Raw genomic sequence first — 21,461 nt, 5'->3', positions numbered from 1 at the left:
ACGGTCCGGACACGCTCGCGCGAGCCTGGGAATCGTCAGCGATCAGCCATGCCCGCGAGGACGCGATCCAGGGCATCCACCGCCCGCTCGAGTTCGTCGGCGGTGACCGTCAGCGGCGGCCGGAACCGGATACCGCACTCGCCGGTTCCGAGGAACAGTACCCGTTCGCGCTCGCGCAGTTCCGCGAGGACGGCATCGCGTAGTTCGGCGGAATCCAGTGTCACCGCGCACATCAGCCCGCGACCGCGCGGATCGGTGAGCCGCTCGTGCCGGTCGGCGAGCGCGCGCAACCGGTCGAGCAGCAGCGCGCCCAGCTCCTTCGCGCGGGCGGCCAGGTCGTCGGATTCGATCACCTCGAGAATGCGGCGGGCCCGCACCATATCGGCGAGGTTGCCACCCCAGGTGGAATTGAGCCGCGAGCTCACCGCGAACACGTTGTCGGGCACCTCGTCGACGCGCCCGCCGGCCATGATTCCGCAGACCTGCGTCTTCTTTCCGAAGGCGACCACATCCGGTCGCAGGCCCAACTGCTGGTAGGCCCAGGTCGACCCGGTCATCGCCACGCCGGTCTGCACCTCGTCGACGATGAACAGCGCGTCCTGCTCGTGGCACAGCTGCTGCATGCGCCGGAGAAATTCCGGTCGCATGTGCCGATCGCCGCCCTCGCCCTGAATCGGCTCGGCGATGAAACAGGCGATGTCGTGCGGATTTTCGGCGAATGCGGCCCAGGCCTGCGCCAGCGCGCGCTGCTCGGCGACCTCGATGTCGATGCCGGGGCGCAGATAGGGGGTCTCGATGCGCGGCCAGTCGAAGGCCGGGAATCGTTCGGTCTTGATCGGGTCGGTGTTGGTCAGCGACAGCGTGTAGCCGGAGCGGCCGTGGAAGGCGCCGGTCAGATGCAGCACCTTCGTGCCCAGTTCGGCCGGGCGGCCGTGCATCGCGTTGTGGCGGCTCTTCCAGTCGAAGGCGACCTTCAGCGCGTTCTCGACCGCCAGCGCACCGCCGTCGATGAAGAACAGATGCGGCAGCGCCGGATCGCCGAGGACCCGCGCGAAGGTGTCGACGAAGCGCGCCATCGCGACCGTATAGACATCGGAATTACTGGGCTTGTTCAGCGCCGCCCTGGTGAGTTCGGCGCGAAAGCGAGCGTTCGCCGCCAGCGCCGGATGGTTCATCCCCAGCGCGGACGAGGCGAAGAAGCCGAACATATCCAGATAGACGGTGCCGTCCCGGGCGTCGACCAGGTCGAGTCCCCGCGATCTGCGCAGGTCCAGCACCAGATCGAAACCGTCGGCGAGCATATGGGCGGACAGGATGTCGTGTACGCGCGAGGCGGTGACCGACGCCGGGTTCGTGACCTCCGCGTCGGCCGTTCCGGGGCGCTCCAGTTCGAGGGTCACTCCCACAGGATACGAAAATATTTACGGTTTCACTACAAACAAACGTATAAATTACGATCAGGTCTCACCTGTCATAGAATGTCTGCAGAATGATGGTGCTTCGGGTGCGGACATTGGCGGTGGCGCGGATCTCCTGCAGCAACTGTTCGAGATGCCGGGGCGAGGCCACCCGGACGAGCAGCATGTAGCTCTCCTCCCCCGCCACCGAATGGCATTCCTCGATGCCGGGGATGTGCTGGAGCAGGGCCGGAGCGTCGTCGGGCTGTGAGGGATCGAGAGGAGTGATCGCGACGAATGCCGAGAGCAGTTGTCCCAGCGCCTCCGGGTCGACCTTCGCGGAATATCCGCGGATCACACCGCGCGCCTCGAGCCGGCGCACTCGCGACTGCACCGCGGATACCGACAGACTGGCCTTCTCGGCGAGATTGGACAGCGTGGCCCGGCCGTCGGCCATCAATTCGCGGATCAGGAGCCGATCGATGTCGTCGAGAACAGGTTTCGCAGGTGCATCCGCCATCAGCGAAGGCTAACCCAGCGGGCGGTGGCCGGGGCCGGAAACGATCTCCCACCGGTGCGAAGCCCCCCATCAACCGATTTCGGAAACGGAGCCGTAGATGACATCCGCACCCGTTCTGCCCACCACCGGCGAACTGCGCGACCGGGCCGCGCGCCTGCTGCTCGAACTCGGCGTCGACCCGGTCGATTCGGGCGACCTGCCGGCCCGCACACCGATCACCGGCGGTGAGCTGATGCGCGTCCCGGCCACCTCCGCATTCGACGTGACCTGCGCGATCGACAAGGCGCACAGCGCTTTTCAGGCTTGGCGATCCGTCCCCGCACCACAACGTGCCGCGGTGGTGCGGCGGCTGGGAAGACTACTGGCCGACAATCTCGACGCGCTGGCCGAACTCGTCACCCTGGAGGCGGGCAAGATCGGCGCCGAGGCGCGCGGCGAGGTGCAGGAGATGATCGACGTCTGCGAATTCGCCGTCGGCCTGTCCCGCCAGCTGTACGGCCGCACCATGGCTTCCGAACGACCCGGGCATCGGCTCATGGAGACGTGGCATCCCCTCGGGGTGGTCGGGGTGATCTCGGCGTTCAACTTCCCGGTCGCGGTCTGGTCGTGGAATACCGCGATCGCCCTGGTCTGTGGCGACACCGTGGTGTGGAAACCCTCGCAGACGACGCCGCTGACCGCGCTGGCCTGCGATGCGCTGCTGCGGCGCGCGGCCCTCGACGTCGGCGCCGACCCGCGGATCCACCAGCTGATCCAGGGTGGCGCCGACGTCGGCACCCAGCTCGTCGACGACGAACGGGTGGCTCTGGTCAGCGCCACCGGATCGGTGCGGATGGGGCAGGCGGTGGCACCGCGGGTGGCGGCGCGTTTCGGCCGGTGCCTGCTCGAGCTCGGCGGTAACAACGCCGCGATCGTCACCCCGTCCGCGGACCTCGACCTCACCACGCGGGCCGTGGTTTTCGCCGCGACGGGAACGGCCGGACAGCGGTGCACGACACTGCGGCGGGTCATCGCGCATGTGGATATCGCCGGGCCACTGCTGGATCGGATGAGTGCGGCGTATCGCCAACTGCCCGTGGGCAATCCGCTCGAAGACTCGGTCTTGGTCGGGCCGCTGATCGACGGCCGCGCCCACACCGCGATGCGGGCGGCGATCGACCGTGCGCTCGCCGACGGCGGCGAATTGATCTGCGGCGGTGAGCGCGTCGAGGTCGGCGGCGACGATTCCTACTATGTACGTCCAGCGATCATCCGGATGCCCGCTCAGACCGCGATCGTGCGCGAGGAGACGTTCGCGCCGATTCTCTACGTGCTCACCTATCACGATCTGGATTCCGCGATCGCCCTGCACAACGCTGTGCCACAGGGGCTTTCGTCGGCCATCTTCACCGGCGACCAGCGCGAGGCGGAACGATTCCTGGCCGCCGACGGTTCCGACTGCGGCATCGCCAATGTGAACATCGGCACCTCGGGTGCGGAGATCGGCGGTGCGTTCGGCGGTGAGAAGCAGACCGGCGGCGGGCGCGAATCGGGCTCCGACTCCTGGAAGGCGTATATGCGCCGCGCCACCAATACGGTCAACTACTCCACCGAACTGCCGCTGGCACAAGGCATTCGGTTCGGCTGAGCGTTCAGCGCTCCGGTTCGCGCGCGATGGCGCGGACCTGGTCCTCGTAGGCGGCCCGTACCGCCGCATCGCCCGGATGCAGCGCCCGGTCGCCGTCGAAGAGGCCGCGTACCATGCGCACGACCGATTCGGGGGCGGCCGCCAGCGCGATGTCGACGGGATCGAGATACTGCGGCACCGCCACCTCGGCCCGCCGGGTCCGGCAGGTCTTGACGATCGCGGCGGCGACGTCGATCGGGTCGACCGTGGGCAACCCGCGGCCCAGGGTCAGCCCCGAGGACAGGCGGGTGCGCACCGCGGAGGGCAGCACACAACTCACGCTGACCCCCGAGTCGGCGAATTCCAGCCGGGTCGCGGCCGAGAGTCCGACGGCGGCGAACTTGCTCGCGTTGTACACCGCCAGCCCGGGCAGCGGGATTTTTCCGGCCAGCGAGGCGACGTTGACGATATGACCGCGGCCGCGGTCGATCATCGCCGGCGCGACGGACCGCATACCGTGGATGAGTCCCCAGACGTTCACATCGATCGTGGTGTGCCCGACGGCATCCGGTTCGCCGAGGAACGGGCCCGCGGGCATCACTCCGGCGTTGTTCACCAGGACGTCGATCCGGCCCAGATCGGTGACTACCCGGTCCCACTGCTCCCGGTCGCGCACGTCGAGTTCGACCGCCTGGGCGCCGATGTCGGCCGCCGCGGCGGTCGCGGCCGCGGCGTCCACATCGGCGAGGACCACGTCGGATCCCTTGTGCGCGAACAACTCCGCCGTGGCCCGGCCGATGCCGCGACCGGCTCCGGTGACGAGAACGCGGGCTGCGGCCAGGTCGATCGGCGGATAGCCGGTACCGAACAGGTTCATGCGAATTCACTCCGTTCCATGGCGCGGTGGGTGCTGCGCAGACTGTGCTCGAAGGTCTCGCCGCGCCGGCGGCCGTCCATGAAGTTCGGGCCCATGACCGCCAGGTCGGCCGCGGTCACCGCCAGCCGCAACACGCGGGTTCCGGCCGCGCGCACGGCGGCGATCTCCGATTCCAGTTGCGCGCTCATCGGCCCGCGGAGCTGACGCTCCAGCCAGTGTCCCGGTCCGCCGGCGGGCACCGACCGCGCCGAAGCCATCGGTGTCAGCACCACCAGTTCGTCCAGGCCCAGCGGCAGCAGCAGATCCACCGAGGCGGTGGAGGCGGCGCCGCCGTCGACGAACCGGCGACCGGCGACCGGCACCGGCGGGAACCAGCCGGGAACCGCCCACGACGCCCGCAGCGCCTGGCCGATCGTCGCGGCCGGCGCCTCCGGTGCGCCGAAGGCGACCCGCTCGCCGGAGTCGTAGTCCATCGCGACCAGCCACGCGGCCGGATGGGCGAACCAGTCCCGGTCACGGTTCAGATCGGTGGCCAGGCGCTGCAGCCAGCTCGCATCGCCGCCGCCGACCGGCAGCAGCCGGCTGCCCGCGGTCAGCAGGGCTTGCCGGGAACGATTGCCGTGCAAGGCCATTCGCGGCGCGCCGAGGCGGGGACGGGGCAGCGGCGGGAAGCGGCCCGGTTCGTCGGCCATATGCCGGGCCAGGATCGGATCGGCGACGGTGCCGCGCTGCATCGCCACCAGATCGTCGACGGAGACTCCCGACGCCAGCATCGTCACCATTTCCGCGCCGGCGGACGTGCCGACCAGCGCATCGGCCTCGCGCGGATCCCACTGCAGGACATCTCGCACCGCCGCGAGCGCCGCCACGATCCAGGCCGCGCCGACCGTGCCGCCGCATCCGATCGCCAGGCCACGCCGCTGTAACCCGTTACTGTTACGCATAGTCTCAAACACTAGCGGGCGAGGGCCACGATGCGCGGCCCGGTCGGCCGATCGCAACCGTTCGGCAATGAACGGCCCGGCTACCGCCAGGGCATGTACTGCAGACTCCAGGTATTGCCGTCGGGGTCGGCGAAATGGGCGTACAGCACACCACCACCGACATCGGCGATCTCGCCCACCGCGACGCCCCGCGCGACGAGTTCCGCGCGCGCTGCCTCGATATCAGCCACGACAAGATGCAATCCGCGCAGGGAGCCGACCGCGCCGTCCGCGGTGGGGACGCCTTCGGACAGCAGGATCGAACAGGCGGAACCGGGTGGAGTCAGCTGCGCGATCCGCACGCCCGGCGCCGGAGCCACGTCCACATCGAGATGGAAGCCGAGCCGATCGCGATAGAACTCGATTCCCCGGTCGATATCGCGCACCGGGACCGGCACCAATTCGAGCAGCATCGTGCCGGGCGGGACCGGCGGGTTGGCGGGGTCGTTCGTCACCTGTGCGGGGTCGGCCGGAATCTCGGTCACAGTGTCGGGGCGCTCGCTCATGTCGGTCCCATCGTCGGTTAGCCACCGCGGTCGCGGCCAGCCTATCGGGACGAGCCGTGGACCGGCGCCGATCCGTCCGCGTCGGCGACCCCGTCCGGCGAGTTCGAGCCCGGAAATGCGCCCGAGGGACTTCGCCGTCGGGTCTCGATGTCGGTGCCCGGGTGCACACTGAACCCATGCAGCAGTTCTCCCGGCCGACCCAGGAGTGGTTCGACGGTGCGTTCCCCGCGCCCACGACCGCCCAGCTGGGAGCCTGGGAGGCGATCTCCGCGGGAGAACACACCCTGGTGATCGCGCCGACCGGGTCCGGTAAGACTCTGTCGGCCTTCCTGTGGGCGATCGACCGGCTCGCCACCCGCGAACCCACGGACGGCCCGCAGCGCACCGCCGTGCTCTATATCTCCCCGCTCAAGGCCCTCGCGGTCGACGTCGAGCGCAATCTGCGCGCACCCCTGGTGGGCATCACCCGCACGGCCGCGCGGCTCGGTATGCCCGCCCCCGAGATCAGCGTCGGCGTACGGTCGGGCGATACCACCCCGGCCGACCGGCGGACCCTGCAGCGCAAGCCGCCCGACATCCTGATCACCACCCCGGAATCGCTGTACCTGATGCTCACCTCGGCGGCCCGCGAGACGTTGTCGCAGGTCGGCACCGTGATCGTGGACGAGGTCCACGCGATCGCCGGTTCCAAGCGCGGGGCGCATCTGGCCCTGTCGCTGGCCGGGCTCGACCAGCTCACCGAGCGGCCCGCCCAGCGCATCGGGTTGTCGGCGACCGTTCGTCCGCCGGAGGAGGTGGGGCGCTTTCTGGTCGGCTCGGCGCCGATCACGATCGTGTCGCCGCCGGCGCCGAAGACGTTCGACCTGTCGGTGCGGGTGCCGGTGGCGGATATGACCGAGCCGGACGAATCCGATCAGCCGGGCTCGATCTGGCCGCATGTGGATGCCGCGATCGTGGATCTGGTCCTGGCGCACCGCTCGTCGATCGTGTTCGCGAATTCGCGGCGGCTGGCCGAACGCCTGACGGCGCGGCTGAACGAGGAATACGCCGAGCGGATCGCCGAACCCGACGAGGCGGAGGAGGTCGCGGGACGCCGCGAGCACGCGCCGCCCGCCCAGCTCGGGTCGCCGACCGAGGTCAATCACGGGGCGGCGCCGCTGCTGGCCCGGGCCCATCACGGCTCGGTGAGCAAGGAACAACGCGCCATCATCGAAGACGATCTCAAGAGCGGCCGGTTGCGGTGTGTGGTGGCGACCAGCAGCCTCGAGCTCGGTATCGATATGGGTGCGGTGGATCTGGTGGTGCAGGTCGAGGCGCCGCCGTCGGTCGCGGGCGGGCTGCAGCGGGTCGGACGCGCCGGACATCAGGTGGGTGAGATCTCGCGCGGGGTGATCTTCCCCAAACACCGCACCGATGTGATCCACTGCGCCGTGGCGTCGATGCGGATGACGGCGGGACAGATCGAGGAGTTGAAGATCCCCGCCCACCCCCTCGACATCCTCGCCCAGCAGACCGTGGCCGCCTGCGCACTGGAACCGATCGATGTCGACGAGTGGTTCGAAACGGTCAGGGGGACAGGAAGTTTCGCCGCGCTGCCGCGCTCGGCGTACGAATCGGTGCTGGACCTGCTGTCGGGTCGATATCCCTCCGACGAATTCGCCGAGCTGCGTCCGCGCCTGGTGTGGGATCGCGATGCGGGCACTCTGACCGGGCGTCCCGGCGCTCAGCGCCTCGCGGTCACCTCCGGCGGCGCGATTCCCGACCGTGGCCTGTTCCCGGTCTTCATGGTCGGCGAAAAGGCTTCGCGGGTAGGCGAACTCGACGAGGAGATGGTCTACGAATCGCGCGTGGGCGATGTGTTCGCCCTCGGCGCGACCAGCTGGCGCATCGAGGACATCACCCACGACCGGGTCCTCGTCTCCCCCGCGTTCGGCCTGCCGGGCCGACTCCCCTTCTGGCACGGCGATTCCCTCGGGCGTCCGGCCGAATTGGGCGCGGCCCTGGGCGAATTCATCCGCACGGCCGGTCAGGCGGTCGAACACGCACCGGCCGGGCGGATCGCGGAGCTCGTGCGAGACGCGGGTGGGTCCGACGCGGCGCTCGACGGCGAAGCACTCGACTCCGAGCCGGCGACGCGCGGCCGCGGACGGCAGCAGTCCGCGCGCCGAGCCGCGGGGAACGGCGCCGCTTCGATCGGCGACGAGCAGCCGCAGTCCCCGGCGGCGCGGGCGGAAAGTCCTGCGCGACAACGCCGATCGTCCGCGGACCCCAGCGGAAACGGCGCCACGCGACGCACGCCCTCCCGCGCGGGAGCCGCGGCCTCCAAGGCGGGTAAGACCGCGGCGGGCGGCGAACTGGTCGAACTCGAACAGCTCGTCCACGCCGCCGGCCTGGACGATTTCGCGACGGCGAATCTGGTCTCACTGCTGGCCGAGCAGCGGCAGGCCACCGGCCATCTGCCGACCGATCGCACGCTGCTGGTCGAACGGTTTCGCGACGAACTCGGAGATTGGCGGCTGATCCTGCACTCGCCCTACGGTCTACCGGTGCACGCGCCGTGGGCGCTCGCGGTGGGCGCGCGGTTGCGGGAGCGGTTCGGGGTCGATGCCGCACCGACCGCCTCCGACGACGGCATCGTGGTCCGGCTACCCGACACCACCGACGATCCACCGGGCGCGGAACTGTTCGTCTTCGAACCGGACGAGATCGACGACGTGGTGACCGAGCAGGTGGGCGGATCGGCGCTGTTCGCCTCCCGCTTCCGCGAATGCGCGGCGCGAGCGCTGCTGTTGCCGCGCCGGGATCCCGGCCGCCGCGCGCCGCTGTGGCAGCAGCGCCAGCGCGCGGCCCAATTGCTCGATGTGGCAAGGAAATTCCCCGATTTCCCGATCCTGCTGGAAACGGTGCGCGAATGCCTGCGCGACGTCTACGACCTGCCCGCCCTGCGGGATCTGCTGACGAATGTGGCGCGGCGCAAACTGCGCCTGGTCGAGGTGGAGACCGCCGCCCCGTCACCGTTCGCCAACGCGTTGCTGTTCGACTACATCGGCCAGTTCATGTACGAGGGCGACAGCCCGTTGGCCGAGCGTCGCGCGGCCGCGCTGTCGCTGGATTCGAGCCTGCTCGCCGAACTGCTGGGGCGGGTGGAACTGCGCGAACTCCTCGACGCCGCCGTCCTCGAACTGACCGAACGCGAACTGCAGCGGCTGACCCCCGAGCGCCACGCCCGCGACGCGGAAGGGCTCGCCGACCTGCTGCGACTGCTCGGCCCGCTCACCCCGGCCGAGGCGGCCGCGCGGTGCACCGCCGACCCGAACCCGTGGTTCGCCGAATTGCTGCAGGCCAGGCGCGTTCTCGAGGTGTCGTTCGCGGGATCGCGGTGGTGGACGGCGATCGAGGACGCCGCCCGGTTGCGCGATGCCCTGGGCGTCCCCCTGCCGATCGGCACCCCGGCGGCCTTCATCGAACCGGTCGCCGATCCCCTGGGCGATCTGATCGGCCGCTACGCCCGCACTCACGCCCCGTTCACCCTCGACGCCGTCGCCCGGCGCTTCGGGATCGGCCCGGCCGTCGCCGCCACCGCCCTGCACCACCTCGGGGCCGAGAAGCGGGTGGTGGAAGGTGAATTCACGCCGGGTTCGGCCGGTGCGGAATGGTGTGACGCGCAGGTGTTGCGCCGGCTGCGCCGCCGTTCGCTGGCCGCGGCGCGCAAGGATGTGGAGCCGGTATCCACGGGCGCGTTCGGCCGGTTCCTGCCGGCGTGGCAGCATATCGGTACTTCGACACTGCGCGGCGTGGACGGTGTCGCCGCGGTGGTGGAACAGCTTGCGGGCGTGCCGATTCCGGCCTCGGCGTGGGAGTCGCTCATTCTGCCGTCGCGGGTGCGTGACTACACGCCGGCGATGCTCGACGAACTCACCGCCTCCGGTGAGGTGCTCTGGTCCGGCCACGGCGCCATCACCGCGAAGGACGGCTGGATCGCCCTGCATCCGGCGGATCAGGCGCCGGTCACGCTGGCGCCGCCGCAGGAGATCGACTTCACCGATGTGCAGGTGCGCCTGCTGACGGCGTTGGGCGCGGAGCTGACGGTGGCGACCGGCGACGCGATCGCGCTCGATGGCGGTGGCGACGACGCGGCCGCCACCGAACCGGCTGCGTTCGGCGGCAGCCGGATCGTCGCGGTGGCGGGCGGCGCCTACTTCTTCCGGCAACTGTCCGACGCCACCGGGGTACTCGACGATGCGGCCGTGGCGGCGGCACTGTGGGAGCTGGTGTGGGCGGGATATCTGTCCGGCGACACCTTCGCCCCGGTCCGGGCGCGACTGTCCGGCACCACCCGCAGCACCACCGCCCACCGCACCCCGCGACGAACCCCGCGCGGCCGCATGTACCTGCCGCGACCGGCCATGCCGACCCGGACCGGCCCGCCCGCGGTGGCCGGTCGATGGTCGCTGTTGCCAACGCGCCTGCCGGACAACACCATTCGTGCCCACGCCACCGCCGATCTCCTGCTGGAACGCTACGGGGTGCTGACCCGGGGTTCGGTGCAGAACGAGGAGATTCCGGGCGGCTTCGCGCTCATGTACCGGGTGCTCACCGAATTCGAGGATCGCGGGCGCTGCCGGCGCGGTTATTTCGTCGACACTCTCGGCGGGGCGCAGTTCTCCACCACCGACGTGGTGGATCGGCTGCGTTCCTACGATTCCGACCGGGTGGGCGGCGACACCGGCCGGGGCGGCGCGGTCGCGCTCGCCGCCTGCGATCCGGCCAATCCGTACGGCGCCGCACTGCCGTGGCCGAAGAACGCGGGTGAGGGAGCCGGACATCGTCCGGGCCGCAAGGCGGGAGCCCTGGTCGTCCTGGCCGCGGGCGAACTGGCACTGTACCTGGAACGCGGTGGTAAGACTCTGCTCACCTTCACCGAGGACCCCGAGGTCCGGACCGAGGCCGCGGCCGCGTTGGCGGCTCTGGTCCACGACCGCCGGATCGACTCACTGGTCGTCGAACGCGTCGACGGGGAATCGGTGCACGGCAACACCTTCGCCACATTCCTCACCGACGCCGGCTTCCACACCACTCCCCGGGGCTTCCGGCTCCGGAGCACAGCATGAGACCGGCGCGCATCCTCCGGCGACACAGGGGGTGAACGGCAATGCCGGAAGGAGATACCGTCTACCTCGCGGCGGCCCGGCTGCGAACCGCGCTGGCGGGAAAGACGCTGACTCGCAGTGACTTTCGCGTCCCGCGCTATGCCACGCTCGATCTGCGCGGCAGCCGGGTCGACAGCGTCGGCAGCTACGGCAAACACCTGTTCGTGCGCACCGAAAAGGTCAGCATCCACACCCATCTCAAGATGGAGGGCACCTGGCGGGTCTACCGCCCCGGCCAGCGGTGGACCAAACCCGGATTCACCGCGCGCCTGATTCTCGCCACCGACGACACCGAAGCCGTCGGCTTCTCCCTCGGCCTGGTCGAGGTGCTCCCGCTCGCCGACGAGCACACCGCCATCGATCACCTCGGCCCGGATCTCCTGGGCCCGAATTGGGATGCGGCCGAGGCGGTCCGCCGGCTGCGCGCGGACCCGGAGCGGCCGATCGGGCTCGCGCTGCTGGACCAGACCGTCATGGCCGGGGTCGGCAACATCTTCCGCAGTGAGATCTGTTTCGCCGAGCGGATCCACCCGGCCACTCCGGTCGCAGTCGTACCCGATCTCCCCGGACTCGTCGACGCCGCGCACCGCATCCTCGAGCGAGCGGCCCACCATCCACCCCGGCCCGCGGTGGTCTACGGCCGGCAGCACCAACCCTGCCGGCGCTGCGGATCGATGATCCTCGTCCGCATGTTCGGCCCGGATGCCGCCTCCGCCACCGCCACCGAACGCGGCATCTACTTCTGCCCCCGCTGTCAGCCCGCACCCGAGACGCCGGAACCGAGGGTCGTACGCCGGACTCGCCGCTGACCGGGACGAAGCGCAATGTTTGCCGATGGATAGCTGTATTCTTTCGGCCGCTAACGTTTCGGAGCGTGAGCGCGACATAAGGGCGACACAGATCGTCACCGGTCGGGAAGCAGGGCAGATGGCATATGCGAGCACCGCGATGCGTCGTAGCACACGGCTCGTCACCCAGCTGCTGATCACCGCCATCGCCATCGCGGCCACGGTGCTGTTCACCTATGCCCTGCAGCACTCGGCGAGTACGGGCCCCGTGCATTCCGGTCACACCTCGGCGCCCACGTCGACCGCGCCCTGATCGCTATCCCTGCGGAAGCGGCACCGGTTCCAGAATCTCCGGACGAGGTTCCGGTGCGGCGGCGCGCAGGGCGTCGGCCGAGACGTCGTCGGGCTGGGTCTGCGACCTGATCTCGGCGTCGACCCGGGCGTTGTACGTCCCGACCTCGCGCCGGATCTGCTCCTCGTCCCAGCCCAGCACCGGCGCCACCAGCCGCGCCACCTCGTCGGCGCATTCGGTGCCGCGGTGGGAGAACTCGATGGAGATCCGGGTGCGCCGGGCCAGGATGTCGTCCAGATGCAGCGCCCCCTCGGCGGCCGCCGCGTAGACCGCCTCCACCCGCAGGTAGCTGGGTGCGTCCGTAATCGGCTGCAGCAGTTCGGGTTTGCCCTCGGCCAGATCGAGTACGTCGGTGATCAGGGCACCGTAGCGGTTGAGCAGATGTTCGATCCGGTAGGGGTGCACACCGTAGGTCTGCGCCAGCTGCGGCGTCTGGTTGAGCAGGGCGAAGTAACCGTCGGCACCGAGCAGCGGCACCTTGTCGGTGATCGAGGACGACACCCGCTGCGGAATGTCGTGAACGGCGATATCCACCGCGTCGTAGGCCATCACCCGGTAGGTGGTGTACTTGCCGCCCGCGATGGCGACCAGACCGGGCGCGATCTGCGCCACCGCGTGCTCGCGCGACAGCTTGGACGTCTCGTCGCTCTCCCCGGCCAGCAGCGGCCGCAGCCCCGCGTACACACCCTGGATATCGGCGTGGGTGAGCGGGGTGACGAGCACCTCGTTGATCCGTTCGAGCAGATAGTCGATATCGGCCTTGGTGGCGGCCGGATGGGCCAGGTCCAGATTCCAGTCGGTATCGGTGGTGCCGATGATCCAGTGATTGCTGCCCCACGGAATCACGAACAGCACCGAGGTCTTGGTGCGCAGAATCAGCGCGGCGTCGCTGGCGATCCGATCGCGCGGGACCACGATGTGCACGCCCTTGGACGCGCGCACATGGAATCGGCCGCGTACATGCGACAGCGCCTGCAATTCGTCGGTCCACACGCCTGTCGCGTTGATCACGACATGTCCGCGGACCTCGGTGGTGCGCCCGTCCTCGCTGTCGCGCACCTTCACTCCGACCACCCGGTCGGCCTCCCGCAGGAAGTCCACGACCTGGGTCGATGTGCGGATCACCGCGCCGTAGTGGGCGGCGGTGCGGGCCACCGTCATGGTGTGGCGGGCGTCGTCGACCACGGTGTCGTAGTAGGTGACCCCACCGATCAGCGCGTCCCGGCGCACCCCCGGCGCCAGCCGCAGCGCGCCGGACCGGGTCACATGATGTTGTCCCGGAACGGATTTCGCGCCGCCCATGGTGTCGTAGAGCACGAGTCCCGAGGCGACGTAGGGTCGCTCCCAGCCGCGGTTGGTCAGCGGGTAGAGGAACCGCAGCGGTTTCACCAGATGCGGGGCCAGTGTCTTGAGGCTGAGCTCACGTTCCCGCAGCGCCTCCCGGACCAGCCCGAATTCCAGCTGCTCGAGGTAGCGCAGGCCGCCGTGGAACATCTTCGACGAACGGCTCGACGTGCCCGAGGCCAGATCGCGCGCCTCCACCAGGGCCACTTCCAGGCCCCGCGTGGCGGCATCGAGGGCGATGCCCGCGCCGACGACCCCGCCACCGACCACGATGACGTCGAAATGCTTGGCGCCCAGGCTTTCCCAGCTGGCCTCCCGCTGCTCGGGACCCAGTTCGCCGGTGTGCTGACCGTGTGATTTCTCGTTCATCGCTCGACTTCCTCCGCACTGTTCGGTGGGATCGTCCTGCGTTACCCGTCGGTAATCGCTACTACCCTAGTCCACCGCCGGACCCGCGGCGATGTGATGCGCGGCGCGTGCGAGGTTTAGTAGCCTGCACGGATGCGACGCTTCGTGGCCGCCATCGATCAGGGGACAACCTCGAGCCGGTGCATCGTGTTCGACCGCTCCGGCCGCATCGCCGGCCTCGGGCAGCGTGAGCACGAGCAGTTGTTCCCCCGGCCGGGCTGGGTGGAGCACGATGCCGAAACCATCTGGCGCAACACCGAATTCGTGATCGGCGCCGCCCTGGAGGACGCCGGGATCGGCGCCGGGGACATCGCCGCGGTCGGCGTCACCAACCAGCGCGAAACCACCCTGGTCTGGGAGCGCGCCACCGGGAAGCCGGTGGCCAACGCCATCGTCTGGCAGGACACCCGCACCGCGGCGCTGTGCGACGAGCTGGCCGGCGACGTCGGTCCCGCGCGCTACGCCGACCGGACCGGACTGCCGCTGAGCACGTATTTCGCCGGCCCCAAGCTGCGCTGGATCCTCGACAACGTCGAGGGGGTGCGCGCCCGCGCGGAGGCCGGGGATTTGTGCTTCGGCACCATGGACAGCTGGATCCTGTGGAAGCTGACCGGCCGCCACCTCACCGACGTCACCAACGCCTCCCGCACGATGCTGATGAATCTCGAGACGTTGCAATGGGATTCGCAGATCTGCGCGGAGTTCGGCATCCCCGTCTCGATGCTGCCCCAGATCCACAGCTCCTCGGAGGTGTATGCCGAGATCTCCGCCGGACCGCTCGCCGGGGTTCCGGTGGCCGGCATTTTGGGCGATCAGCAGGCCGCGACCTTCGGGCAGGCGTGCCTGTCGCCGGGCGAGGCGAAGAACACCTACGGAACCGGCAATTTCATGCTGCTCAACACCGGTACCACTCCGGTATTCAGCACGCACGGCCTACTGACCACGGTCTGTTACCGGCTCGGCGACCAGCCCGCGGTGTACGCGCTGGAGGGTTCGATTGCGGTGACCGGATCCCTGGTGCAGTGGTTGCGCGACAACCTCGGCATCGTCGAATCCGCGGCCGAGATCGAATCGCTGGCCAGCAGTGTCGACGACAACGGCGGCACCTATATCGTGCCCGCCTTCTCCGGTCTGTTCGCACCGCGGTGGCGGCCGGACGCGCGCGGCGTGATCAGCGGACTCACCCGCTTCGTCACGAAGGCGCATCTGGCCCGAGCGGTCTTGGAGGCCACCGCATTTCAGACCCGCGAGGTGATCGACGCGATGCGCGCCGACGCCGAGGCGGAGAATCTCGGCGTCGAACTGACCACTCTCAAGGTCGACGGCGGCATGGTGGCCAACGAACTGCTCATGCAATTCCAGGCCGACATCCTGGATGTGCCGGTGGTGCGGCCGGTGATCACCGAGACAACCGCGCTCGGCGCCGCCTACGCGGCCGGCTTGGCCGTCGGCTACTGGTCCGGAACCGACGACATCCGCGCCAACTGGTCCGAGGACAAGGTATGGCAGCCGACCATGTCCGACACCGACCGCGAACGCCTCTACGCCGAGTGGAACAAGGCCGTCGAACGCACCTACGGGTGGGCTGAGTAAGCCAGCCCACCCGTAGTGTCATTGACCGTCGACGCTACCGTGACGCACTACCAGTCACCGCGGGCATCTCGTCGACACTCCAGGCTGACACTGCGGCGGCGGCGGTGTCGACGTGCAGTTTGTCGATACACCTGGCTGACAAGGACCACTTGCCGCTGCCACGCTCGGCGCGAACCCGATGAGTGACACGACAATCGCTACCCCGAAAACAACCTTTGCGGACATCACATTCTCCCTCCCTTGAGTCCACATGGATCGTAACGGCAAGATCAACTACTGCGCAATTGCGAAAACTATTGCGCTAGTGCGTAATCGAGGTAACGGATCACTCTGCGGCGGCGAAGAGCCGGTCGACCGCATGCTCCAACGTCGCCGCATCCGACGTGGTGAAACACAGGCGCATCGAGCCACGGTAGGGCTGCGAGACCGCGAAGGCGGAGCCCGGGACGTAGGCCACGCCGTGGTCGATCGCGCGCGGGAGCAGTTCGACGGTGTCGGTGCCGTCGGTGAAGTCGAGCCACACGAACATGCCGCCGGCGGCGTCGGTGCTCACCACCCGGTCGCCGAAACGGGTGCGAACCGCGTTCACCAGGGCGGTGGCACGCTCGCCGTAGATGCCGCGCACCTTGTCCAGGTGGGCACCCAGCCACGGCTCGTCGGCCAGCAGGTCCGCGGCGATCTGCTGGGTGAGCGCCGAACCGCAGAGATCGGCGCCCTGCTTCAGCAATTCCACGCCACGGCACACCGCGTTCGGGGCGATCATCCAGCCCACCCGCAGTGTCGGCGCCAGGATCTTCGAGGCGCTCGACAGCCGGATCACGTTGGGCGAGTAGGAGGCAACGGCCTGCGGCGCGGGGCGATCGAACCAGAGCTCGCCGTACGGATCGTCCTCGACCACCCAGAAGCCGTAGCGTTCGGCCAGCGCCGCCAGTTCGCGACGACGCTGCGGGCTCAGCGTCACACCCCGCGGATTGTGGAAATTGCTCACCGTATGCACCAGCGCCGGACGCTCGCCGCGCTCGAGCAGCTCGGCTAGAGCGTCGACACGCATACCGTCGGAATCCAGCGGAATCGCCACGATCCGCGCCCCCGCCGCGCGGAACACCTGCAACGCACCGACGTAGGCCGGATCCTCGACCACTACGAGAGCGCCCGGATCCAGCAAGACCTCACCCAGCAGCGAGAGAGCCTGCTGCGAACCGTGCGTGACGAAGATCTCCTCCACCGGCACCGGCCGGCCGAGTCGCACCGACTCCCGCGAGGCGAGCACCTCACGCAGCGGCCCCCAACCCGCGGACTCGGTGTACTGCAACCGGGACGGGTCGGCCAGCGCCGACTCCGCGGCGCGGGCGATGGCATCGCGCGGCATCAGCTGTTCGTCGGGCAGGCCCCCGGCCAGGCTGACGATGTCCGGCCGGGAGGTCAGCTTGAGCAGATCCCGAATCGCCGAACTCTGCAGACCGCCCAGCCGTCGGGACAGGGGTGGAGTATGCGGCGACATGGAAACCTCCGAGCGAAAAGGGTGGTACCTCCACTTTCGCACAGCGGCATCCACAATATGAACTCAGATTCTCATATTGTGAGATTTAGAACGATTGGATCAGTTGGATGAGGTTCCGGCCTTCCTGATTCACGGTCGTGATGACCTCCAGATACAACGACTTCGTACCGTCGGGGTGGAACTCCGAGACCTCGACGTTGAACTGGTTGGGCGCGGTCGTCGCGATCCGCAGGCAGTACGTCGTGCCCTTCGGGATGTGCTCGTCGATGGTCTTCTGCAGGTCCGGCGGGGCCTGCACGTTCGCCCCAGGAGCGATGAAGGTGTGCGCCTTCTCGGCATTGCGATCGGTGTAATACGCGTGCTGGTAGCCGAAGATTGCGTTCGCACCGCTCGAGGTGTCGCCGGGTCCGTTGCCGTAGACCAGATTGCCCTCGGTGCGGGCCTGGCAGCCGGTGCCGTCGGCTGCATTGGTCGCACCACCGGCCTGCGCATTGTCGGACTTGTCGCCACCACCGCTCGTGGCGAAGACGACAACCACGATCAACGCCACGATCAGCACGACCGCCGCGCCGATGCCGCCGATCAGGACCGTCTTGTTGCGGCCGGCCTCGGCGGGTTCCGGTCCGGGCACCGGCCGCGACGGCGCGAGCTTCTTGGCCAGCTCGTCGTCGTCCCACAACGAGCCCGAACCCGATTTCTGCTCGGCGCCACCGCGCGGCACCGTGAGCTTCTTGGCCAGCTCGTCGTCGTCCCACAGCGAGCCCGTGGTTTCGCGCGGCGGGGTGGGTGGGAAGCCGGAATCGTCTGCGCGCCACCAGGTTCCGCGGTCCGCGTCGGCACCGCCGGCGTCGGGGTGGCGCACCGTCTCCGGGGCACGTGCCGCGTCCGTGCCGTGCGGCGGCTCGGTAATGCGGCGGGTTTCGGGCGCGGGTGTCCGCATGGTTTCCGGCGCGGGCGTCCGCATGGTTTCCGGCGCGGGCGTCCGCACGGTTTCGGGCGCGCGTGGTGCCTCCGGTGCCGGGTGGCGAACGGTTTCGGGCGCCGCGGTCGAATCCGGCGCGCGGTACTGCGCGGGCGGCGGCGGGACGGACGGCGTCGCGGGAGTGTCGGCGGGCTGCCAGCCCAGTGTGGGACGTTCCGGTTCTCCGACCGGCGCCCAGCCGACCGCACCCGTTTCACCCGTCGGCGGCCCGAAATCGTTCAGCGGTGGTCCGAATCCGGAAACCGGCGGGCCGAATTCCGACTCGCCTTCGTCCCGGCCCTGATCGTCGCCGGAGGCCATCACCCGTTCCTTCCCCGAGACACACGCGTGGGGCGGTCGCGAACGACCGCCCCACGCGCCGATTCAGTCTGTATCAGTACTGGATCAGTACTGGACCGTGCGACCCCACTGTGTGGTCGCACCAGCGACATTCACCGTTTGCGGAGCGATATCACCCTGCGGGAGTCTACCAATCTGAGCGGCCGCATCCAGTGCCGCGGCGCCACCCGGCTGCTGCTTGATCCAGCCCTCGACGGCCGCCTTGGCCGCATTGGCCTGGGTGGTGTCGACGTAGCTCTCGGACTTCATGTCGTCGAAGCCGGTGGCGTGGGTGTACGAGGTGATCTTGACCTTGTTCGCCTCGACGAACTCCACCGACACACCGGCGTCGCCCACCCCGTTGGGAGTGCTGTAGCCGACCGTGCCGACATACCCGTCGAGGTTGCTGAAGTGGTGGGTGTTGGCCACGTAGCCCGGCAGCAGCCCGCCGCCGTCGACGTTGGCGCCGACCTCGGTGTGCGGGCCGTTCATCTGCACGACCGGCGCGGCCGGTGCGGACTGCAGGCTCGGAGAGGTCCACTGCGCCTGCTGCGAAGGGGCCGAGTTCCCCTGCTGGCTACGCAGCGTGTCCATGCTGCCGTCGTGCGACTGCGGCTTGTTCGGGGTGCCCACGGTCTGGTCCGGCGACTGCTGCCCCGGCTTCAGCTGGTCGGCCTGACCGTTCGGGGTGGGCTGGTCCGGAACGACGGCCGGCTGCACCTGGCTGCCCTGACCCGGCACCGGCAGCGGCGCGACACGCGGGGTGGTCACACCCGGCTGCGTCGGCGAGGCCAGGTTCTGGTCCGGCTTCGGCGCGTTCTGGTTCGGGGTCGTGACGCCCGGCTGCGGGGTGGTGACGCCCGGCTGGTTCGGCGTGGTGACACCCGGCTGATTGGGGGTGGTGACGCCCGGCTGCGGATTGCCGTTGCGTTGGGGCCCGTTCTGCTGGGTCCCGTTCTGCTGGTTGTTGTTCTGCTGCGGCCCGTTCTGCTGAGTGCCGTTCTGCTGCGGGGCGTTCTCCTGCGTGCCCGGCGCGTTCTGGCTCTGGCCGTTGTTGTTGCTGTCCTGCGCGGGGGCCTCGTTGGTGGCGCCCGGCTGCGCCGGAGTGGTCGGCACGCTCGGCTGATCGGCCGGCGCGGCACTCGCCGTACCCGACGCGAGGATGGTTGCCACGGCGGCCGCGGTGGCCAGTGGCAACGACGTCGTGGCCATCGCTCGCTGCGCCCGACTCGGCTTACGATGTTTCACTGTCTCGCAATCCCTTTCCCGAGCTCGGCCACTGCCACCGACCGACGAACGCCGTCCGATGGGGCCGTCTCCATTGGTCCCTCATCGATGTCCGGCCCGCACCCTGCTGCGGTCCGCGAGCCGCTCGCGGATTCCCGGCCCGGGAAAGATTGCATTCCCCCCGCACGTGAACCTGCCAACCGCCCACCACTGACATCTCTGCCGGAAGTGAACCACACGAACAAGTTTCAGGCAACTGGTGCTACCCGGCTGTGGGAAGCCGCACTCCGTCCGGCAAAACGTCAAGCGGGGCAGCACATTTGAAACAGCGGCCGCCCACTAATCGAGGTCGTCGTGACGCATCAATTGCCGCGCCGCCTCGGTGACCGATCCGGACAGCGACGGGTACACCGAGAACGTCTGTGCCAGGTCGTTCACCGTCAGGTTGTTCTGTACCGCGATCGCGATCGGCAGGATCAGTTCGGAGGCGATGGGCGCGACCACCACGCCACCGATCACCACGCCGGTGGCGGGACGGCAGAAGATCTTCACGAAACCGCGTCGCAGGCCCGACATCTTGGCCCGCGGATTGGTGTTGAGCGGCAGCATCACCGTGCGCGCGGGCACCTCACCGTTGTCGATCGCGGTCTGGCTGACACCGACCGTGGCGATCTCGGGCCGGGTGAACACCGCGGAGGCGACCGTCTTCAACCGGATCGGCTGCACGCCCTCGCCGAGCGCGTGATACATCGCGATCCGGCCCTGCATCGCCGCGACCGAGGCCAGCGGCAGCAGCCCGGTGCAGTCGCCGGCGGCATAGATCCCGGGCACCGCCGTCCGCGAGACGCGGTCGACGCGCAGATAGCCGCCGCGGTCGAGTTCGATGCCGATGCGCTCGAGGCCCAGATTCTGGGTATTGGGCGTGGAACCGACCGTCATCAGCGCATGGGAGCCGGTCACCGTGCGCCCGTCGGACAGTTTGACCACGATCCCGTCCGCGGTCCGCTCGACGGCGTCGGCCCGGGCCTGCTTGACGAGCTCCACGCCGCGTTCGGCCAGGGCGTCTTCGAGGACCAGCGCGGCGTCGGCGTCCTCGCCCGGCATCATCCGGTCGCGGCTGGAGACGAGCTTCACCTTCACGCCCATCTCGGTGTACGCGGAGACGAATTCGGCGCCCGTGACACCCGAGCCGACCACGACCAGCGTTTCCGGCAGCTCCTTGAGGTCGTAGAGCTGACGCCAGGTGAGAATGCGCTCACCGTCGGGTTCGGCGCCGCGCAGCACCCGCGGGCTGGCGCCGGTGGCGATCAGGACGATCTCGGCCTCCATCACCCGTTCGGTGCCGTCGGCGAGCGTCGTGCGCACCAGATGTGTGGCCAGACCGGCGATCTGGTCGATCAGCTGACCGCGGCCGTTGAGGATGGTGACTCCGGCGGCCTGCAGTTTGGACCGGATGTCGGACGACTGCGCCTGCGCGAGCGCCTTCACCCGGGAGTTCACCTCCGACAATCGCACCTGCGCCTGCGCCATGTGCACCGTGATGCCCAGATCACGCGCGCGGCGCAGATCGGTGCGCACCCCGGTCGAAGCGATGAAGGTCTTGGACGGGACGCAGTCCCACAGCACGCATGCGCCACCGATACCGTCGGAGTCGATCACGGTGACCGTGGCTCCGTGCTGAGCTGCCACCAACGCCGCCTCGTAGCCGGCGGGGCCGCCCCCGATGATTGCAATGCGGGCCATGTGTACCTCCGCTATCGAGCCGTCCGGCCGGGATCTCCGGCACTGCCGTCAACGTTATCGGTCCTGCTCCTCACAGTTTTGACCGCGTCATGGGTGACGTTGCGCGTGTCACCTTCCGGCAATTCTCCGGACATTCACCCGCCCCGCCGAAGACAGGCAGGGCCCG

The 21,461-nt window shown here is 69.1% G+C and carries 15 protein-coding genes; 5 read left to right on the top strand and 10 right to left on the bottom strand.

What is annotated here, in order from left to right; all coding sequences use genetic code 11:
• Window positions 1-35: 35 nt before the first annotated feature.
• Complete coding sequence (gene lat, locus IG65_RS0104855; protein WP_030513604.1) at window positions 36-1,388, bottom strand: L-lysine 6-transaminase; 1,353 nt, start codon at window positions 1,386-1,388, stop codon at window positions 36-38.
• 76 nt (window positions 1,389-1,464) lie between these two features.
• Window positions 1,465-1,917 carry an Lrp/AsnC family transcriptional regulator gene (locus IG65_RS0104850; RefSeq protein WP_030513603.1) on the bottom strand — a complete coding sequence of 151 codons (453 nt, stop codon included), beginning with the start codon at window positions 1,915-1,917 and terminating at the stop codon, window positions 1,465-1,467.
• Window positions 1,918-2,014: 97 nt separating this feature from the next.
• Here IG65_RS0104850 and IG65_RS0104845 point away from each other — a divergent pair, with 97 nt between their 5' ends.
• On the top strand, window positions 2,015-3,544 hold the full coding sequence (locus tag IG65_RS0104845) for an aldehyde dehydrogenase family protein (RefSeq protein WP_030513602.1): 1,530 nt from the start codon (window positions 2,015-2,017) through the stop codon (window positions 3,542-3,544).
• A gap of 4 nt (window positions 3,545-3,548) precedes the next feature.
• Here IG65_RS0104845 and IG65_RS0104840 read toward each other — a convergent pair whose 3' ends face one another.
• From IG65_RS0104840 to IG65_RS0104830, 3 genes are all read right to left on the bottom strand, one after another.
• Entirely contained in the window at window positions 3,549-4,400 is an 852-nt protein-coding gene (locus tag IG65_RS0104840) for an SDR family NAD(P)-dependent oxidoreductase (RefSeq protein ID WP_030513601.1), read from the bottom strand.
• Complete coding sequence (locus tag IG65_RS0104835; RefSeq protein ID WP_030513600.1) at window positions 4,397-5,344, bottom strand: patatin-like phospholipase family protein; 948 nt, start codon at window positions 5,342-5,344, stop codon at window positions 4,397-4,399. Before IG65_RS0104835 ends, IG65_RS0104840 begins: the two co-directional genes overlap by 4 nt.
• 80 nt (window positions 5,345-5,424) lie before the next feature.
• On the bottom strand, window positions 5,425-5,796 hold the full coding sequence (locus tag IG65_RS0104830; protein WP_030513599.1) for a VOC family protein: 372 nt from the start codon (window positions 5,794-5,796) through the stop codon (window positions 5,425-5,427).
• Between the two features lie 269 nt (window positions 5,797-6,065).
• Between IG65_RS0104830 and IG65_RS34380 the strand changes: the two genes are divergently transcribed.
• The 3 genes from IG65_RS34380 to IG65_RS37585 all read left to right on the top strand — a co-directional run bounded on the left by IG65_RS34380 (window position 6,066) and on the right by IG65_RS37585 (window position 12,140).
• Window positions 6,066-11,000: a DEAD/DEAH box helicase gene (locus IG65_RS34380; RefSeq protein WP_036523139.1), complete on the top strand. Its 4,935-nt coding sequence runs from the start codon at window positions 6,066-6,068 to the stop codon at window positions 10,998-11,000.
• 41 nt (window positions 11,001-11,041) lie between these two features.
• Window positions 11,042-11,848, top strand: a complete 807-nt coding sequence (locus tag IG65_RS0104815) for a DNA-formamidopyrimidine glycosylase family protein (protein WP_030513598.1) — start codon at window positions 11,042-11,044, stop codon at window positions 11,846-11,848.
• A gap of 118 nt (window positions 11,849-11,966) precedes the next feature.
• The gene (locus IG65_RS37585; RefSeq protein WP_156055485.1) at window positions 11,967-12,140 is read left to right on the top strand and encodes a hypothetical protein; all 174 of its coding nucleotides are present in this window, start codon (window positions 11,967-11,969) and stop codon (window positions 12,138-12,140) included.
• Between the two features lie 3 nt (window positions 12,141-12,143).
• Here IG65_RS37585 and IG65_RS0104805 read toward each other — a convergent pair whose 3' ends face one another.
• Entirely contained in the window at window positions 12,144-13,892 is a 1,749-nt protein-coding gene (locus IG65_RS0104805) for a glycerol-3-phosphate dehydrogenase/oxidase (protein ID WP_030513597.1), read from the bottom strand.
• Between the two features lie 132 nt (window positions 13,893-14,024).
• On the opposite strand from IG65_RS0104805, the gene glpK reads away from it, so the two are divergent.
• Window positions 14,025-15,524 carry a glycerol kinase GlpK gene (glpK, locus tag IG65_RS0104800; protein WP_030513596.1) on the top strand — a complete coding sequence of 500 codons (1,500 nt, stop codon included), beginning with the start codon at window positions 14,025-14,027 and terminating at the stop codon, window positions 15,522-15,524.
• A 325-nt stretch (window positions 15,525-15,849) separates the two neighbouring features.
• On the opposite strand, the gene IG65_RS0104795 is transcribed toward glpK, so the two are convergent.
• From IG65_RS0104795 to IG65_RS0104780, 4 genes are all read right to left on the bottom strand, one after another.
• Window positions 15,850-17,025: a PLP-dependent aminotransferase family protein gene (locus tag IG65_RS0104795; protein ID WP_030513595.1), complete on the bottom strand. Its 1,176-nt coding sequence runs from the start codon at window positions 17,023-17,025 to the stop codon at window positions 15,850-15,852.
• An 85-nt stretch (window positions 17,026-17,110) separates the two neighbouring features.
• Window positions 17,111-18,307 carry a hypothetical protein gene (locus IG65_RS35720; protein ID WP_051755348.1) on the bottom strand — a complete coding sequence of 399 codons (1,197 nt, stop codon included), beginning with the start codon at window positions 18,305-18,307 and terminating at the stop codon, window positions 17,111-17,113.
• 84 nt (window positions 18,308-18,391) lie between these two features.
• Window positions 18,392-19,537 carry a hypothetical protein gene (locus IG65_RS0104785; RefSeq protein ID WP_231509054.1) on the bottom strand — a complete coding sequence of 382 codons (1,146 nt, stop codon included), beginning with the start codon at window positions 19,535-19,537 and terminating at the stop codon, window positions 18,392-18,394.
• 354 nt (window positions 19,538-19,891) lie between these two features.
• A complete protein-coding gene (locus IG65_RS0104780; protein ID WP_255359445.1) occupies window positions 19,892-21,310 on the bottom strand; it encodes an NAD(P)H-quinone dehydrogenase in 1,419 nt (472 codons plus the stop codon).
• Between the last annotated feature and the right edge of the window lie 151 nt (window positions 21,311-21,461).

Source organism: Nocardia sp. NRRL WC-3656 (assembly GCF_000720265.1).
GTDB classification, from domain to species: Bacteria; Actinomycetota; Actinomycetes; order Mycobacteriales; family Mycobacteriaceae; genus Nocardia; species Nocardia nova.
This window is presented reverse-complemented; position numbering and strand designations above follow the sequence as displayed.

What these genes read in the sequence shown, in the direction of transcription:
- IG65_RS34380 (WP_036523139.1), top strand. Translation starts at nt 6,066, where the DNA reads ATGCAGCAGTTCTCCCGGCCGACCCAGGAGTGGTTCGACGGTGCGTTC.
- IG65_RS0104835 (WP_030513600.1), bottom strand. Translation starts at nt 5,344, where the DNA reads ATGCGTAACAGTAACGGGTTACAGCGGCGTGGCCTGGCGATCGGATGC.
- IG65_RS0104815 (WP_030513598.1), top strand. Translation starts at nt 11,042, where the DNA reads ATGCCGGAAGGAGATACCGTCTACCTCGCGGCGGCCCGGCTGCGAACC.
- IG65_RS0104845 (WP_030513602.1), top strand. Translation starts at nt 2,015, where the DNA reads ATGACATCCGCACCCGTTCTGCCCACCACCGGCGAACTGCGCGACCGG.
- IG65_RS35720 (WP_051755348.1), bottom strand. Translation starts at nt 18,307, where the DNA reads ATGGCCTCCGGCGACGATCAGGGCCGGGACGAAGGCGAGTCGGAATTC.
- IG65_RS0104850 (WP_030513603.1), bottom strand. Translation starts at nt 1,917, where the DNA reads ATGGCGGATGCACCTGCGAAACCTGTTCTCGACGACATCGATCGGCTC.
- IG65_RS0104830 (WP_030513599.1), bottom strand. Translation starts at nt 5,796, where the DNA reads ATGCTGCTCGAATTGGTGCCGGTCCCGGTGCGCGATATCGACCGGGGA.
- IG65_RS37585 (WP_156055485.1), top strand. Translation starts at nt 11,967, where the DNA reads ATGGCATATGCGAGCACCGCGATGCGTCGTAGCACACGGCTCGTCACC.
- IG65_RS0104795 (WP_030513595.1), bottom strand. Translation starts at nt 17,025, where the DNA reads ATGTCGCCGCATACTCCACCCCTGTCCCGACGGCTGGGCGGTCTGCAG.
- IG65_RS0104805 (WP_030513597.1), bottom strand. Translation starts at nt 13,892, where the DNA reads ATGAACGAGAAATCACACGGTCAGCACACCGGCGAACTGGGTCCCGAG.
- IG65_RS0104785 (WP_231509054.1), bottom strand. Translation starts at nt 19,537, where the DNA reads ATGGCCACGACGTCGTTGCCACTGGCCACCGCGGCCGCCGTGGCAACC.
- glpK (WP_030513596.1), top strand. Translation starts at nt 14,025, where the DNA reads ATGCGACGCTTCGTGGCCGCCATCGATCAGGGGACAACCTCGAGCCGG.
- IG65_RS0104840 (WP_030513601.1), bottom strand. Translation starts at nt 4,400, where the DNA reads ATGAACCTGTTCGGTACCGGCTATCCGCCGATCGACCTGGCCGCAGCC.